Origin of the sequence: Streptomyces sp. NPDC051218, assembly GCF_044455475.1 — a bacterium.
Taxonomy (GTDB): domain Bacteria; phylum Actinomycetota; class Actinomycetes; order Streptomycetales; family Streptomycetaceae; genus Streptomyces.
The window spans coordinates 37,536-52,510 of sequence record NZ_JBITEU010000004.1; the positions used below are offsets into that span (position 1 = coordinate 37,536).

At 71.5% G+C, this 14,975-nt stretch carries 15 protein-coding genes; 7 read left to right on the forward strand and 8 right to left on the reverse strand.

The window, feature by feature from the left end; translation table 11 throughout:
* Window positions 1-3 precede the first annotated feature (3 nt).
* Window positions 4-1,362 carry an LCP family protein gene (locus ACIBCK_RS13750; RefSeq protein ID WP_399389834.1) on the forward strand — a complete coding sequence of 453 codons (1,359 nt, stop codon included), beginning with the start codon at window positions 4-6 and terminating at the stop codon, window positions 1,360-1,362.
* Window positions 1,363-1,408: 46 nt separating this feature from the next.
* On the opposite strand, the gene ACIBCK_RS13755 is transcribed toward ACIBCK_RS13750, so the two are convergent.
* Window positions 1,409-1,957, reverse strand: a complete 549-nt coding sequence (locus ACIBCK_RS13755) for an acyl-CoA thioesterase (protein WP_351163175.1) — start codon at window positions 1,955-1,957, stop codon at window positions 1,409-1,411.
* A 129-nt stretch (window positions 1,958-2,086) separates the two neighbouring features.
* Between ACIBCK_RS13755 and ACIBCK_RS13760 the strand changes: the two genes are divergently transcribed.
* Window positions 2,087-3,412, forward strand: a complete 1,326-nt coding sequence (locus ACIBCK_RS13760) for an LCP family protein (protein WP_399389836.1) — start codon at window positions 2,087-2,089, stop codon at window positions 3,410-3,412.
* Between the two features lie 216 nt (window positions 3,413-3,628).
* Window positions 3,629-4,780 (forward strand): dipeptidase, encoded by a 1,152-nt coding sequence (locus tag ACIBCK_RS13765; RefSeq protein ID WP_399389838.1) that lies wholly within the window; start codon window positions 3,629-3,631, stop codon window positions 4,778-4,780.
* Between the two features lie 25 nt (window positions 4,781-4,805).
* Here the strand turns inward: ACIBCK_RS13765 and ACIBCK_RS13770 are convergent, their stop codons facing one another.
* The gene (locus ACIBCK_RS13770) at window positions 4,806-5,210 is read right to left on the reverse strand and encodes a VOC family protein (protein WP_399389840.1); all 405 of its coding nucleotides are present in this window, start codon (window positions 5,208-5,210) and stop codon (window positions 4,806-4,808) included.
* Window positions 5,211-5,234: 24 nt separating this feature from the next.
* A complete protein-coding gene (locus tag ACIBCK_RS13775; protein ID WP_399389842.1) occupies window positions 5,235-5,603 on the reverse strand; it encodes a VOC family protein in 369 nt (122 codons plus the stop codon).
* Between the two features lie 94 nt (window positions 5,604-5,697).
* On the opposite strand from ACIBCK_RS13775, the gene ACIBCK_RS13780 reads away from it, so the two are divergent.
* Entirely contained in the window at window positions 5,698-6,222 is a 525-nt protein-coding gene (locus ACIBCK_RS13780) for a CGNR zinc finger domain-containing protein (RefSeq protein WP_399389843.1), read from the forward strand.
* Between the two features lie 544 nt (window positions 6,223-6,766).
* On the opposite strand, the gene ACIBCK_RS13785 is transcribed toward ACIBCK_RS13780, so the two are convergent.
* Window positions 6,767-8,110 carry a UDP-glucose dehydrogenase family protein gene (locus ACIBCK_RS13785; protein ID WP_399389845.1) on the reverse strand — a complete coding sequence of 448 codons (1,344 nt, stop codon included), beginning with the start codon at window positions 8,108-8,110 and terminating at the stop codon, window positions 6,767-6,769.
* A 189-nt stretch (window positions 8,111-8,299) separates the two neighbouring features.
* Between ACIBCK_RS13785 and ACIBCK_RS13790 the strand changes: the two genes are divergently transcribed.
* Window positions 8,300-9,457 carry an acyl-CoA dehydrogenase gene (locus tag ACIBCK_RS13790; protein ID WP_399389846.1) on the forward strand — a complete coding sequence of 386 codons (1,158 nt, stop codon included), beginning with the start codon at window positions 8,300-8,302 and terminating at the stop codon, window positions 9,455-9,457.
* Window positions 9,458-9,538: 81 nt separating this feature from the next.
* Here the strand turns inward: ACIBCK_RS13790 and ACIBCK_RS13795 are convergent, their stop codons facing one another.
* On the reverse strand, window positions 9,539-9,988 hold the full coding sequence (locus ACIBCK_RS13795) for a MarR family winged helix-turn-helix transcriptional regulator (RefSeq protein ID WP_399389848.1): 450 nt from the start codon (window positions 9,986-9,988) through the stop codon (window positions 9,539-9,541).
* Window positions 9,989-10,085: 97 nt separating this feature from the next.
* Here ACIBCK_RS13795 and ACIBCK_RS13800 point away from each other — a divergent pair, with 97 nt between their 5' ends.
* Both ACIBCK_RS13800 and ACIBCK_RS13805 read left to right on the forward strand, forming a co-directional pair.
* Entirely contained in the window at window positions 10,086-10,643 is a 558-nt protein-coding gene (locus ACIBCK_RS13800; RefSeq protein WP_399389850.1) for a quercetin 2,3-dioxygenase, read from the forward strand.
* Complete coding sequence (locus ACIBCK_RS13805; RefSeq protein ID WP_399389852.1) at window positions 10,640-11,497, forward strand: alpha/beta hydrolase fold domain-containing protein; 858 nt, start codon at window positions 10,640-10,642, stop codon at window positions 11,495-11,497. The genes ACIBCK_RS13800 and ACIBCK_RS13805 overlap by 4 nt, the downstream gene beginning before the upstream one ends.
* A gap of 403 nt (window positions 11,498-11,900) precedes the next feature.
* On the opposite strand, the gene ACIBCK_RS13810 is transcribed toward ACIBCK_RS13805, so the two are convergent.
* Genes ACIBCK_RS13810 through ACIBCK_RS13820 form a run of 3 tightly spaced genes read right to left on the reverse strand, consistent with a single transcriptional unit; the run spans window position 11,901 to window position 14,832 of the window.
* A complete protein-coding gene (locus ACIBCK_RS13810; protein WP_399389854.1) occupies window positions 11,901-13,100 on the reverse strand; it encodes a dipeptidase in 1,200 nt (399 codons plus the stop codon).
* A 5-nt stretch (window positions 13,101-13,105) separates the two neighbouring features.
* Window positions 13,106-13,666 carry a 5-(carboxyamino)imidazole ribonucleotide mutase gene (gene purE / locus ACIBCK_RS13815; protein WP_367042603.1) on the reverse strand — a complete coding sequence of 187 codons (561 nt, stop codon included), beginning with the start codon at window positions 13,664-13,666 and terminating at the stop codon, window positions 13,106-13,108.
* On the reverse strand, window positions 13,663-14,832 hold the full coding sequence (locus ACIBCK_RS13820) for a 5-(carboxyamino)imidazole ribonucleotide synthase (protein ID WP_399389856.1): 1,170 nt from the start codon (window positions 14,830-14,832) through the stop codon (window positions 13,663-13,665). Before ACIBCK_RS13820 ends, purE begins: the two co-directional genes overlap by 4 nt.
* Window positions 14,833-14,975: the final 143 nt, after the last annotated feature.

The following is a 14,975-nucleotide window of genomic DNA, read 5'->3' on the forward strand; positions in this document are numbered from 1 at the left end:
ACCATGCGGGTGGCGACGGGGTTCTCCTTGACGGTGCTCGTGGCGGCCGGGATCGGGCACGGCGTGGTCACCAGCCTGGACACCGAGATCGCCCGGGTCGACGCCTTCAAGGACATGAAGAACCGGCCCAAGGGGGGCAACGGCATGAACGTCCTGCTCGTCGGCACCGACGGCCGGGACAAGATCACCAAGGCGGAGAAGCACAAGTACCGCCTGGGCGGAGCGCCCTGTCACTGCACGGACACGATCATGATCGTGCACATCTCGGAGGACCGGAACCGCGCGAGTGTCGTGAGCCTGCCGAGGGACAGCTTCGCGATGATGCCCGAGCACGTCGACCGGAACTCCGGCGACCGGCACAAGGCGCATCCGGTCAAGCTGAACGCGGCGTACGCGGAGGGCGGCCCGAACCTCACCGTGCGGACCGTCGAGAACATGACGAGGGTCAAGATCGACCACTATCTCGAGGTGGACTTCACCAGCTTCATGAAGACCGTGGACGTGGTCGGCGGCGTCGAGATCTGCACCGCACGCCCGCTGAGGGACTCGTACACCGGGCTCAATCTGCCCGTCGGCACGCACCGGCTGAACGGCGGCGCCGCCCTGCAGTACGTCCGCACACGGCATGTCGACGGCACGTCCGACCTGGGGCGGATGCAGCGCCAGCAGCGGTTCCTCGCGGCGCTGATCTCCAAGGCGACCAGCAGCGGGGTGCTGCTCAACCCGCTCAAGTTCCGTGACGTGTCCAGGACGCTGCTCGGCTCCGTCCGGGCCGACCAGGGGTTCGGCACGAACGAGATGCTCGCCCTGGGGCGGGCGATGCGGGGCTTCTCGCCGAGGTCGTCGGAGTTCACCACCGTGCCGCTGCGCAGCAAGGGTGTGATGGTGCCGGGCATCGGGTCGACGCTGAAGTGGGACCCGGTGCGGTCCACGAGGCTCTTCCAGGCGCTGCGTGACGACCGCCCCCTGGCGGCGCACAACCTGGGGCGCAGGGCCATCGTCGACGTGTCACCGCAGCAGATCCGGGTGCAGGTGGACAACGCCACGGGTGTGCCGGGCCTCGGCAAGCGGGTCGACAGCGGGCTGCGGGCCACCGGCTTCCGGACGACGCGGGTCCCGGGCAATGTGCCGGGCGTACCGCTCAAGCGCACGATCGTGGCATACGACCCGCGCTGGGACCGCTCGGCGAAGTCCCTGGCGACGGCGCTGCCCGGCTGTCTGATGCGGCCGGTGAAGGGGCAGGGCGCGACCCTGAAGGTGCTCGCGGGCCAGGACTTCAAGCAGGTCAGGCCGGTACGGGCGGAGGACGCCTACCAGGGCGAGTTCGGGGCGGTGACCGGTGACCAGGTGGTGTGCCGGTAGGGCAGGCTGCCGACGGGACTGCTGACCGGGCCGCCGTGCCCGCCGCTCAGTCGTCGAGGCCCTCCGCGGCGCGTGCCTGCCGCAGTTCCTTGATGGCCCGGCGGCGCGCGAGGCGGTGCGTGCGCCTGATCTGCGCCTCCTGATACCGGCGGCGGTCCCGCTCGGTCTCCGGGAGCACCGGCGGCACACCCCGCGGCTTGCCGTCCGCGTCGACGGCGGCGAAGACGAGGTAGGCGGAGCCGACCTGCTGCGCGGGCGTCGACTCGTTCCAGCGCTCGGCGAGGACCCGGACGCCGACCTCCATGGAGCTGCGTCCCGTCCAGTTGACCTGCGCCTTCACATGGACGAGGTCACCGACGCGCACCGGCTCCAGGAAGGCCATCTCGTCCATGGAGGCGGTGACCGCGGGCCCGCCCGAGTGCCGCCCCGCGACAGCCCCCGCGGCGTCGTCCACCAGTTTCATGATCACGCCGCCGTGCACCGTCCCGAGGAGGTTGGTGTCGCCGTGGGTCATGATGTGGCTGAGAGTCGTGCGGGATGCCGAGGTCGGCTTGCCCGGAATCTCCGATTCCGTGCCGGGGGCCAGGTCTGTCATGGGCTCCACCCTATGTCTGACGTATGCCACCACCGCGCCCGGCCGCTTTGCATCAGCTCTGCAACAGCCCTGAACCGAAATCACGCCTGCCCTGTAAGGCGCATGGGCAGAGACGGCACACTGGGCCACATGAGCGATTGGCCTGACGACCAGGGCAACGGCCGCGCGTACGGCCGTGGCAGCGGGAACCCCCAGCCCGAGGGTGCCCGCGTGATGCGGCACGTCCAGCGCGGCGGCGGGCCCGGCCGACCGGGCCGGCAGCAGGGCAGCGTCCCGCAGCAGCCGACGTACGACGACGGGTACGGCCAGCCGTACGGCGACGCGCGCGACGACATGTTCGAGCCCCGTGGCCCCCGCCAGGACGGCTACGACAGCGGCTACAACACCGGGCAGGTCTACGGCACGCCGAACGACCGCGGCCAGGGCGGCCAGGGCGGCGGTGACGGGTACGGCACCCGCGCGCCCCGCCCGGCACCGAACTGGCGCCGCCGCCTCAAGATCGGCTCGATCACCCTGGTCGTGGTGCTGCTCGCCGTCTCCATCGGCACGTACTTCTGGGCCGACTCCAAGCTCAAGCGCGAGGTCGACCTCTCCAAGGTCATCGAGCGCCCCGAGGGCGGCGCGGGCACCAACTACCTGATCGTCGGGTCCGACAGCCGCGAGGGCATGTCCGACCAGGACAAGAAGGACCTCCACACCGGCTCCGCCGAGGGCAAGCGCACGGACTCGATGATGATCCTGCACGTCGCGGACGACGGCGGGAACACGATGATCTCCCTGCCCCGCGACTCGAACGTGACGATCCCCTCCTTCAAGGGCGCCGAGTCCGGCAAGCTCTACCCGAACCAGGGCCGCCAGACGAAGCTCAACGCGGCGTACGCGGAGGACGGCCCCGAGCTGCTCGTGCGCACCGTCGAGTACAACACCGGCCTGAAGATCGACCACTACGCCGAGATCGGCTTCGGCGGCTTCGCCAAGATCGTGGACGCGGTCGGCGGCGTCGAGATGGACATCCCCGAGGGCTTCAAGGACGAGAAGTCCGGCGCCGACTTCGAGGCGGGCAAGCAGACCCTCGACGGCAAGGAGGCCCTGGCCTTCGTCCGCACCCGTTACGCCCTCAAGGGCAGCGATTTGGACCGCACGAAGAACCAGCAGAAGTTCCTCGCGGCCCTGGCCAACCAGGCGGCGACGCCGAGCACGGTCCTCAACCCCTTCAAGCTCTACCCCACGATGGGCGCGGGCCTTGACACGCTGGTCGTCGACAAGGACATGGGCCTGTTCGACGTGGCGTCCATGTTCTGGGCGATGAAGGGCGTCACGGGCGGCGACGGCAAGTCCATGAACATGCCGCTCGCGGGCTCCACCGGCGGCAACCTCCTGTGGGACAAGGCCAAGGTCAAGCAGATGGTGAAGCAGCTGAACAACGACGAGAAGGTCACCGTCTCGGGCGGCTGAGCCGTCTCCCGAGCGCCTCGAAGCGCTCTGCTGAGCTCATCGAGGCACTCTCCCGAGCGCGTCGAAAGCACTTCGAAGGGGCCCCGCCGGTCGATCGGCGGGGCCCCTTCGCACGCCGCCGCCACTGCCTCGTACCCCGAACGCTTCGCCCGCCGCGAAGCCGCGGCTCTCGCGTGTCACGGTGGACCGGACCCTCCCTGAAGCCGGAGCGCAGCCATGGCAGATTTGCAGGTCGAATACGACACCACCGCCGAAGCCGGAGCACTGGACCGGCCCGCCGAGCGGCCCCCCGAGCCCCCACCCATATCCGAGCCCGGTCCTGAAGCGACCGCGCCGGAGCCGACCGCACCGGAACCGTCGGCGCTGGAGCCGCCCGCGCCGGACCCACTGCGGCACGCCCGCGCCCTGCTCGCCGCGCATCCCGTCGCCGACGGCTACAGCGGACTGCCCTGGGCGCTGCGCGGGCTGCCCTGGTACGACCTGGAGCTCGGCGACAGCGCCGTGGACGCCGACGTGCCCCGGCTGCGGTCGGGCGGCGTGGGCGCGCAGTTCTGGTCCGTACACGTCCCGGACGGCATCGCCGGTGACCGGGTCCTCGGCGCGACCCTCGAACAGATCGACCTCGTCAAGCACGTCGTCGGCGGCCACTCCGAGGGGCTGCGCCTGGCCCGTACGGCCTCCGAGGTGGCCGACGCCCGCCACTGCGGCCGGATCGCCACCCTGATCGGACCGGCGCGCGCCGAGGCGCTCGGCGACTCGCTCGCCACGCTGCGCGCCCTGCACGCCCTCGGCCTGGTCTCGCTCACCCTCTCCGGTACGTCATGGGCGGGCCCCGACGGGCTCACCCCGTTCGGCGAGGAGGTGGTGCGCGAGCTGAACCGGCTCGGGGTGCTCGCCGAGCTGTCCGGCGCGTCCGAGGCCACCGCGCGCCGGGTGCTCACCGTCTCCAGGGCGCCCGTCCTGTTCACCCGCTCGGGAGCCCGCGCGCTGCGGGACGCCCCGGCGAACCTGCCGGACGACCTGCTCACCGCGCTCGGCGCCGCCAAGGGCCTGTGCCTGGTGCCCCTGGCGGCCGAGCAGACGGGTTCCTCGATCAGCGAGGTGGCGGACCACGTCGATCATGTACGCCGTCTCGCGGGCCCGGAGTGCGTGGGCCTCTCGGGGATGTACGACACGTCGGTCGAGCACCCCGAAGGTCTCGCCGACACCTCGCGCTATCCGCACCTGCTCGCCGAGCTCGTCGAACGCGACTGGTCCGACGACGACCTCGCGCGGCTGACGTGGGGCAATGCCCAACGGGTGCTGCGCGGCGCGGACTTCGCGGCGCGGGCGGCGCGGGACAGGCAGCGGCAGCAGGCGGCCGGCTGAGGTCCGAGCCCTTCCCCCGGCCCTTTCAGTCCGCGGCGATCCAGCAGAGGCAGAAGGGATGCCCTGCTGGATCGGCGTAGACGCGGAAGTCGCGCTCGCCGTTGTCGTCGTCCACGTCGAGCGGCTTGGCGCCCAGGGCGAGCACGCGCTCCTGGGCGCGTTCGACGTCCCCGGCGCTCGGGCCCACGTCGATGTCGAGGTGGATCTGCTGGGAGCCGGTTTCCGCGTGCGGCCAGTCGGGCGGGCGGTGGCCGGGGGCCTCCTGGAAGCAGAGGCGCAGGCCGCCGGGGGCCTGGAGGGTGACCCAGTCGTCGTCCTCCTCGGCATCGGCCTCGATCTCACCACCGATCAACTGCTGGTAAAAGCCAGCCAGTTGATAGGGATCCAGGCAATCGAGCACGACATTGCGCAGGCGTCCGACGGGTGCCATGGGCGCTCCTTTCCGCTACGGGATTCAGCAGGCGCAGAGACAGAACGGGTGCCCTGCCGGATCGGCGTACACGCGGAAGCTCCGCTCGCGGTCCTGGGTGTCGAGCGCCGTGGCGCCGAGCGCGAGCACCGCCTTCTCGACGGCGTCCAGCTGCGCCCGCTCCACGTCGAGGTCCAGGTGGAACTGCTGGGAGCGGGCGGCCTCGGGCCACTGCGGCGGTACGTGGCCGGGGGCGGCCTGGAAGGCGAGCGGTGTGCCGCCGTGGCCTTCGAGGGTGACCCAGTCCTCACCGTCCCCCTTGGGAGTGCCGCCGATGACGGCCGCGTAGAAGGTGGCGAGCGCGAGGGGGTCGGGACAGTCGAGTACGACGACGCCGAGTTTGGCGAGGGGCATGACTACTTCTCCTCGTTCGCGGGCGGTTACTGGAAGCGGGCTGCTACCAGTAACGGTTACTGCATAATCCCGCACAAGCGGTAACGTCGCAAGCATGAATGACAGAGCACCCGCTCCCGGGGGCCTCGCGCTGATCCAGGCGCTGGTGAACACCTTGGACCTGGAGTCGGGCGCGGACGCGCTGGACTCGGCGGAGGGGCGCGCGCCGTTCGGGCTCGCGCCCGGGGCGGAGGTGGCGGCGGCGCGGGAGCTGCGGGAGGCGCTGCGGGTGGCGTGTCTCGCCCATGCCGGGCACGGGCCGCACGCGCCTGCGCCCCCGCTGGGTCAACTCCTCGCCGCGGCGCCGCTGTTGGTGACGGTCTCGGCGGAGGACGGCTCGGCGGGGCTGGCCCCCGCGGAGCCGTCCTCTCTCACTTCCCGGGTGGCGGCGGCCATCGCGGAGGCGGTGACCGCGGGCACGTGGGCTCGCCTCAAGGCGTGCGAGGCCGGGGACTGCCACTGGGCCTACTACGACCGGAGCCCGGCCGGGCGGAGCCGGTGGTGTGACATGGGGGTGTGCGGTTCGCGCGCCAAGATGCGGGCGTACCGGGCCCGGAAGTCCCCGCGGGGCGGGCCCTAAGGTCAGGCCCCGCATCCGCCACGTACCGAACGAGCCTCTCCCACCCACCCGCCCGATTACCCCGCATCCACCCCTGCCCGAACAAGCCTTTCCCGCCCACCCGCCCGATTGCCCCGCAGGGACACGGGGTGGGGTGGGTGGGGGCGCGCACAGCAGCCAGGGTCGGGGGCGGGGGGGTATCGCAGCATTGCCCCGCAGGGACACGGGGCAGGGCGGGGGCGGCGCGTACAGCCAGGGGGCCGGGGGGCGGCGGGGGGCGAGGCGGTCTTTCCGCGGCTCGCGCGCACCCGCAGTCGGCAGCGCGCGGGAGGGGACGTGCCGGTATGTCTGCCCGGAGCACGGTTCGCGGCGCTCCGGAGGCGAAGCAACCCAACGGCCACCGGACGATAGCGAGGACGGACATACCGGCGCGGCCCCGCACCCACACACGGACCGGACCCGCACCCACACACGGACCGGACCCGCAGCCGACAACGAGAGCCGCACCCGGCGGACACGCGCCGCCCCACCCCAGCCCGCAGGGCGCCGCCCCGCCGTCGAAACCTCAGGCCGAAGGCCGCCCCATCGCTCGGTACGTCCAGCCCGCGCCCCGCCACACCGTGGGGTCCAATGCGTTGCGGCCGTCCAGGATCAGGCGCTGGGATGCCACCTCGCCCAGGGCCTCCGGGTCCAGCTCGCGGAACTCGCGCCACTCCGTCAGGTGCAGCACGGCGTCCGCGCCCCGTGCCGCCGCCAGCGCGGAGTCCGCGTACGCCAGCGTCGGGAAGAGGCGGGCCGCGTTCGCCATGCCCTTGGGGTCGTACACCGTGACCTGGCCGCCCTGGAGGTGGATCTGCCCGGCGACGTTCAGCGCGGGCGAGTCACGGACGTCGTCCGAGTCCGGCTTGAACGTGGCGCCGAGGACCGCGACCCGCTTGCCCAGGAAGGACCCGCCGCCCAGCGCCTCGCGCGCCATCTCCACCATCTGCCCGCGCCGCCGCATGTTGATGGAGTCGATCTCGCGGAGGAACGTCAGCGCCTGGTCCGCGCCCAGCTCCCCCGCCCGTGCCATGAACGCCCGGATGTCCTTGGGCAGGCAGCCACCGCCGAAGCCGATCCCGGCCCGCAGGAACTTCTTGCCGATCCGGTCGTCGTACCCGAGCGCCTCCGCCAGCTTCACGACGTCCCCGCCCGCGGCCTCGCACACCTCGGCCATCGCGTTGATGAACGAGATCTTCGTGGCGAGGAAGGAGTTGGCCGCCGTCTTCACCAGCTCCGAGGTCGGGAAGTCCGTCACGACGAAAGGCGAACCCTCGCCCACCGGGCCCTCGTACACCTCGCGCAGGAGCTTCTCGGCGTGCGCGCTGCGTACGCCGACGACGATGCGGTCGGGGTGCAGGGTGTCCTTCACCGCGAAGCCCTCCCGGAGGAACTCCGGGTTCCAGGCAAGCTCGGCCTCCGCACCCACCGGCGCCGCGGCGGCCAGCTCGCGCGCGAGGCGCTCCGCCGAGCCGACCGGCACGGTGGACTTGCCCACGACCAGCGCGGGCCGCGTCAGGTGCGGAGCGAGCTGCGCGAAGGCGCTGTCGACGTAACTCATGTCGCAGGCGTACTCGCCGTGCTTCTGCGGGGTGTTCACGCAGACGAAGTGCACGTCACCGAAGGCCGCGACCTCGGCGAAGTCCATGGTGAAGCGCAGCCGCCCGCTGGAACCCTCGATCCCGGCGACGTGCTTGCGCAGCAGGTCCTCCAGGCCGGGCTCGTACATCGGGACCTCGCCCCGCTGCAGCATCTCGATCTTCTCGGGCACGACGTCGAGGCCGAGCACCTCGAAACCGAGCTCGGCCATGGCCGCGGCGTGTGTCGCACCGAGGTACCCGGTGCCGATCACGGTGATCTTGAGGGCCATGCGGTGCTCCAGGGGTCTACGGCCGTCAGTGCGGTGCCCGAGCATAGTCGGGCCTCTGACAGGGCACGTTTCCGCCATTGCCACCCGTCGGCTCCCCCCTGTCGGCAAGCTCACGTATCCCTCGCGTGAGCCGCCCTCTAAAATTTGGGTTACTTAACGGTAATTAGCGTCCTTGGAGCGTGAGAGACCTTGGCCGGATCGGCTGATTTCGACCTGTACCGCCCGTCCGAGGAGCACGACATGCTCCGCGACGCGATCCGTTCGCTCTCCGAGGCGAAGATCGCGCCCTTCGCCGCGGCGGTGGACGAGGAGGCCCGCTTCCCGCAGGAGGCGCTCGACGCACTCGTCGCCTCCGACCTGCACGCCGTGCACGTACCGGAGAGCTTCGGCGGCACCGGCGCCGACGCGCTCGCCACGGTCATCGTGATCGAGGAGGTGGCGCGCGTCTGTGCCTCGTCCTCGCTCATCCCGGCCGTGAACAAGCTGGGCTCGCTCCCCGTGATCCTCTCCGGGTCCGAGGAGCTGAAGAAGAAGTACATGACGCCGCTCGCCAAGGGCGAGGGCATGTTCTCGTACTGCCTCTCCGAGCCGGACGCCGGTTCGGACGCGGCCGGCATGAAGACGAAGGCCGTCCGTGACGGGGACTTCTGGGTCCTCAACGGCGTGAAGCGCTGGATCACGAACGCGGGCGTCTCCGAGTACTACACGGTGATGGCCGTGACGGACCCGGAGAAGCGCTCGCGCGGCATCTCGGCCTTCGTCGTCGAGAAGTCGGACGAGGGTGTCTCCTTCGGCGCCCCGGAGAAGAAGCTCGGCATCAAGGGTTCACCGACCCGCGAGGTCTACTTCGACAACGTTCGCATCCCCGCCGACCGCATGATCGGCGAGGAGGGCACGGGCTTCGCCACGGCGATGAAGACCCTGGACCACACCCGCATCACCATCGCGGCCCAGGCGCTCGGCATCGCACAGGGCGCGCTCGACTACGCCAAGGGGTACGTCCAGGAGCGCAAGCAGTTCGGGAAGCCCATCGGCGACTTCCAGGGCGTGCAGTTCATGCTCGCGGACATGGCCATGAAGATCGAGGCCGCGCGTCAGCTGACGTACGCGGCGGCGGCCAAGTCGGAGCGAGGCGATGCGGACCTCACCTTCCAGGGCGCGGCGGCCAAGTGCTTCGCCTCGGACGTCGCGATGGAGGTCACCACGGACGCCGTCCAGCTGCTCGGCGGCTACGGCTACACGCGTGACTACCCCGTCGAGCGCATGATGCGGGACGCGAAGATCACGCAGATCTACGAGGGCACGAACCAGGTCCAGCGGATCGTGATGGCCCGCAACCTGCCGTAGCCCGCGGCGCGTTGACACGCCGATCGCCCTTCCCTCGCTCACTGCGAGGGGAGGGCGATCGGCGTTTCACCCCTCGCGCGGTCACCCCTCGCGCGGAGCGAGGGCAGGCGGGCTTCCCCGGGGTGCTTCTAGGGCCGCCCGCAGCGCCCGGGTGACCTCCGGGCCGATCCGCTCGGCGAGCACCCCCTCCAAGCGGTGCAGGACCAGCTCCGCCTCGCGATGCGTGCGCTCACCCTCCGCCGTACGCCTGATGAGCCGCTGGCGCCCCGACGAAGGGTCGGGGACCTGCTCCAGGAGGCCTGCCGCGACCAGGGCGTGCACCGCCTGATGCGCGGTCTGCCGGGTGACGCCCATCCGGCGCGCCAGCTCGGAAACGGTCGTGCCCTCCTCGTCGAGGACGGCGAAGAGGCCCGCCTGGGTCGGGGACACCGGGGCCTCCCCCGCCTCTTGCAGGGTCGCGAGGAGCGCGTCCTCGAACCAGCGGCGGGCGTCGCCGAGCAGTTGGGGGAGGTTGCGGCCGGTGGCGTGCATGCCGAGAGCTTATGCGCGGACGACGCTTGCCCGACCCCTTCGCTTTATGTCAGGCTGCCTGACGTTCCAGTTCGTCGTTCCGTACCCCGGGAGAGCCATGACCATCGAGTACGCCACCCGCCACCGGCGCTCCTCACGTATCCCGGCCGAGCCGGGCAAGCCCTATGTCATCGAGAAGGGCGAGGGCGACCGTGCCCACCTCTTCGGCGACCTGATCACGATCTACGCGGGCGGCGAGCAGACCGAGAACGGCTTCAACTTCTTCACCGTCGAGGGCCCGAAGGGGGACGTCATCCCGGCCCACCTGCACCCGGACACCTACGAGGTCTTCTACGTCACCCAGGGCGCCGTCCGGTTGTTCGTCGAGGACCTGGAGGGCGAGCAGCAGGAGAAGCTCCTCACCCCCGGTGACTTCGGCTTCGTGCCCAAGAACTGTCCGCACGCGTACCGCATGGAGCGTCACCACAGCCAGGTCGTCGGCGTCGCCGCGGGGCCCGGTGGCACCTTCGAGCGGTTCTTCGAGACCCTCGGGGCGCCCGCCGAGGGTCTCGGCCTGCCGCGCGAGCCCGTGATCCCCACGCCGGACAAGTTCGCCACCGTGCCCGAGCGTTACGACGTCCGCTTCCTGCCCGAGCACCAGTGGCGCACCCGGTGAGCGAGTCCCTGCGCCGGCTGATCGCCGCGCCCCATCCGGACGTCGCGCCCCTTCCGGCCCCGCATCCGCGGGTCCTGCGCGGCGTCCCGTACGGGGAGGTCGACGGCGCCCGCCCGCTGGAGCTCGACCTCTGGCTGCCGGAGGCCGGGCACGGGCCCGCCCCGCTCGTCCTGTTCGTGCACGGGGGCGCGTGGCGGCGGGGGCGCCGTGACGACATGGGGCTGCGGACCCGGCACTGGAATCCGGGTCCGCTCGCGCGCATCGCGGCGGCGGGCTTCGCGGTGGCCTGCGCCGACTACCGGCTCAGCGGAGAGGCCCGCTTCCCCGCACCTCTGCGGGACCTGCGCACCGCCCTGCGCTGGCTGGCTCTGCGCGGACCGGAGCTCGGCGTCGACACCGCGCGGACCGTGGTGTGGGGCGAGTCCGCGGGCGGGCACCTGGCCTCGCTCCTGGCACTGGACCCCGAGGTCTCGGCCGCGGGCGCGGTGAGCTGGTACGCCCCGAGCGACCTCACCGTCCCCCGCGGCCCGTTCGACCCGCACAGCGCCGAGACCCCGGAGGCCCTGCTGCTGGGCGCCGCCCCCGCGGCGGTACCCGACCGGGCCCGCGAGGCAAGCCCCGTGACCCGGGTCCACCCCACCGCCCCGCCGTTCCTCCTGATCCACGGCGAGCAGGACACGATGGTCCCGGTGACACACAGCGAGGCGCTCGCCGCCCGGCTGCGGGAGGCGAGCGCGCCGGTCGAGCTGCACACGGTGCCGGACGCCGACCACGGCTGGCACGGCGCGTCCGACGAAGCCGTTGAAGACGTCTTCACCCGCTCGCTGCGGTTCGCGCGGGGGCTTGTCCGCTGAAGCACGGCTGGGGGGTACGGGCCCGGCCCAGAGACGGGCCGTCGGGCACCCGCACCAAGCTGCACCTGCCACCGAACACAGACCACGGTCGGCACGGTGCGTCCGACGACGCCGTAGAGGACCTCTTCGCCCGCTCGCCGCGGTTCGCGCGGTGGCTCGTCGGCTGAGATCACGGGACAGCGAAGGGCAAGGGCCGCCGATCGGCCAACCCCGCCCCCCTGCCTTCCCGCCCGACTACGGGACGCGGGCGCCCGCGCCGAGCTACCCGCAGTGTCGGGCGCTGACCGCGGCTGGTGCCGCGCGGCGGAGGCGTCTGCTGGAGCAGCGCGAAGGGCGGGGGCGGCCCGTCGGCCGCCCCCGCCCTGATGCCCGTAGGCCCGTAGCCCCGTAGCCCCGTACGCCCTCAGCCGTCCAGTTGTTGGAGTGTCGCGTTCGACGGGCCGCGGCGGGACTGTTCGTCGCGTGCCACGTCCTCCGCCGCTCCGAGCACGCGGACCGCGTTCTGCCACGTCAGCTTGGCCAGGTCCGGCTTCGACCAGCCGCGGGTCAGGAGCTCCGCGATCAGGTTCGGGTAGCCCGCGACATCGTCGAGGCCGTCCGGTGTGAACGCCGTGCCGTCGTAGTCACCGCCGATACCGATGTGGTCGATGCCGGCCACCTCGCGCATGTGGTCGAGGTGGTCGGCGACCGTCGCCGCCGTGGCGACCGGGCGCGGGGTCGACTCCTCGAAGGCCGCGTGGACCTTCATCGCGTCCGGCGTCGTGTCCAGGTGGTGGAAGCCGTGCGCCCGCATGTTCTCGTCGGCCGCCGCCGTCCAGTCAACTGCCGCCTGCAGAACGAACTTCGGGACGAAAGTCGCCATCGCGACGCCGCCGTTCGCCTTCAGCCGCTCCAGGACGTCGTCCGGGATGTTGCGCGGGTGGTCGCACACCGCGCGCGACGACGAGTGCGAGAAGATCACCGGCGCCACGGAGGTGTCCAGGGCCGCCCGCATCGTCGTCGCCGCCACGTGGGAGAGGTCCACGAGCATGCCGCTGCGGTTCATCTCGCGGACCACCTCGTGGCCGAAGGCCGACAGGCCCCCGACCCCCGGATCGTCCGTCGCCGAGTCCGCCCACGCGATGTTGTCGTTGTGCGTCAGCGTCATGTAGCGGACACCGAGCGCGTGCAACGCCCGCAGCGTGGCGAGGGAGTTGTTGATGGAGTGGCCGCCCTCGGCACCCATCAGGGACGCGATGCGACCCTCGGCCCGCGCCTCCTCCATGTCCGCGGCCGTCAGGGCTCGGACCAGATCTCCGGGGTACCTCGTCAGCAACTGGTCGACGCAGTCGACCTGTTCGAGCGTCGCGCTCACCGCCGCGTCGCCCGTCAGGTCCGTGCGGACGTACACCGACCAGAACTGCGCACCGACCCCGCCCGCCCGCAGCCGCGCGATGTCCGTGTGGAGGTGGCCCGTCTGGTCGGCCGCGATGTCGAGGCGGTCGATGTCGTAACCGGCCTTCTCGCGCAGCGCCCAGGGCAGGTCGTTGTGCCCGTCGACCACCGGGAACTCGGCGAGGAAGGCGCGGGCGTCGGCGAGGGAGGCGCTGTCCTGGGACGTCATGCCGCTCACTTCCCCGAGCCGAAGCCGAAGCCGGAACCCGCGCCCTCGACCTTCGTACGGAGCCGCTTGCCCTTCTCCGTGGCCTGTTCGTTCAGCTCCTGCTGGAACTCCCGCATACGGCCGAGGAGTTCGGGGTCGTGCGCGGCCAGGATGCGCGCCGCGAGGAGGCCCGCGTTGCGCGCCCCGCCCACCGAGACGGTGGCCACCGGCACGCCCGCGGGCATCTGCACGATGGACAGGAGGGAGTCCATGCCGTCGAGGTACTTGAGCGGTACGGGCACTCCGATCACCGGCAGCGGAGTCACCGAGGCCAGCATGCCCGGCAGGTGCGCGGCGCCGCCCGCCCCCGCGATGATCGCCTTGAGGCCGCGGTCCGCGGCCTCCTCGCCGTACGCGACCATCTCGCGCGGCATGCGGTGCGCGGAGACGACGTCGACCTCGTAGGGAATCTCGAACTCGTCGAGCGCCTTGGCCGCGGCCTCCATGACCGGCCAGTCGGAGTCCGAGCCCATGACGATGCCGACGACAGGTCCTACGGGGCCTGCGGGTCCTACAGGTGCGGTCATTCGGTGATCGTTCCTCTGAGGTAGCCGGCCGCGTGACTGGCGCGCTCCAGCACGTCGTCCAGGTCGTCGCCGTAGGTGTTGACGTGACCGACCTTGCGGCCGGGCTTCACGTCCTTGCCGTACATGTGGATCTTCAACTGCGGGTCGCGCGCCATGCAGTGCAGGTACGCCTGGTACATGTCCGGGTAGTCGCCGCCCAGGACATTGGCCATGACCGTCCACTTCGCCCGCGGGCGCGGGTCACCGAGCGGCAGGTCGAGCACCGCGCGCACGTGGTTGGCGAACTGGGACGTGATCGCCCCGTCCTGCGTCCAGTGGCCGGAGTTGTGCGGGCGCATCGCCAGTTCGTTGACCAGGATGCGGCCGTCGCGGGTCTCGAAGAGCTCGACCGCCAGGTGGCCGACCACCCCGAGCTCCTTGGCGACGCGCAGGGCCAGTTCCTGCGCCTGGCCCGCGAGGTCCTCCGAGAGGCCGGGGGCCGGCGCGATGACCGTGTCGCAGACGCCGTCGACCTGCTGCGACTCGACGACGGGGTAGGCCACGGCCTGGCCGTGCGGCGAGCGCACGACGTTCGCCGCGAGTTCCCGCGCGAAGTCGACCTTCTCCTCGGCCAGGACCGGGACACCGGCCCGGAAGGGGTCTTCGGCGTCCTCGACGGAACGGACGAACCACACCCCCTTTCCGTCATAGCCGCCACGCACCGTCTTGAGGATCACGGGGAAGCCGTCGCCCTCGGCCGCGAAGGCGGCCACGTCGGCCGGGTCCCTCACGATCCGGTGGCGTGGGCACGGCACGCCGATCTCCGTGAGCTTCTCGCGCATCACGCCCTTGTCCTGGGCGTGCACCAGCGCGTCGGGCCCCGGACGCACGGGGATGCCGTCCGCCTCCAGGGCCCGTAGATGCTCGGTGGGTACGTGTTCGTGATCGAAAGTGATCACGTCGCAGCCCCTCGCGAACTCGCGCAGCGTGTCGAGGTCGCGATAGTCGCCGATGACGACATCGCCGACGACCTGCGCCGCGGAGTCCTGAGGGGTGTCACTGAGGAGCTTGAATTTCAGGCCGAGGGGGATACCCGCCTCGTGGGTCATGCGGGCGAGCTGACCGCCGCCGACCATGCCGACTACCGGGAACGTCACACCCCCAGGGTATCGGCCTGTATCGGCCACGTCGGAACGGCCGGTTCCCGTGCACCGTACGGGCCCTCCCGTCACAGAGCCGACACAGTGTGGAGGCGTCCCCGCGCGACGGACGGGGGTCGCTGGTTAGCATGGCTGGGTTGACGCGACCGAATCACCAGATACGTCGACGA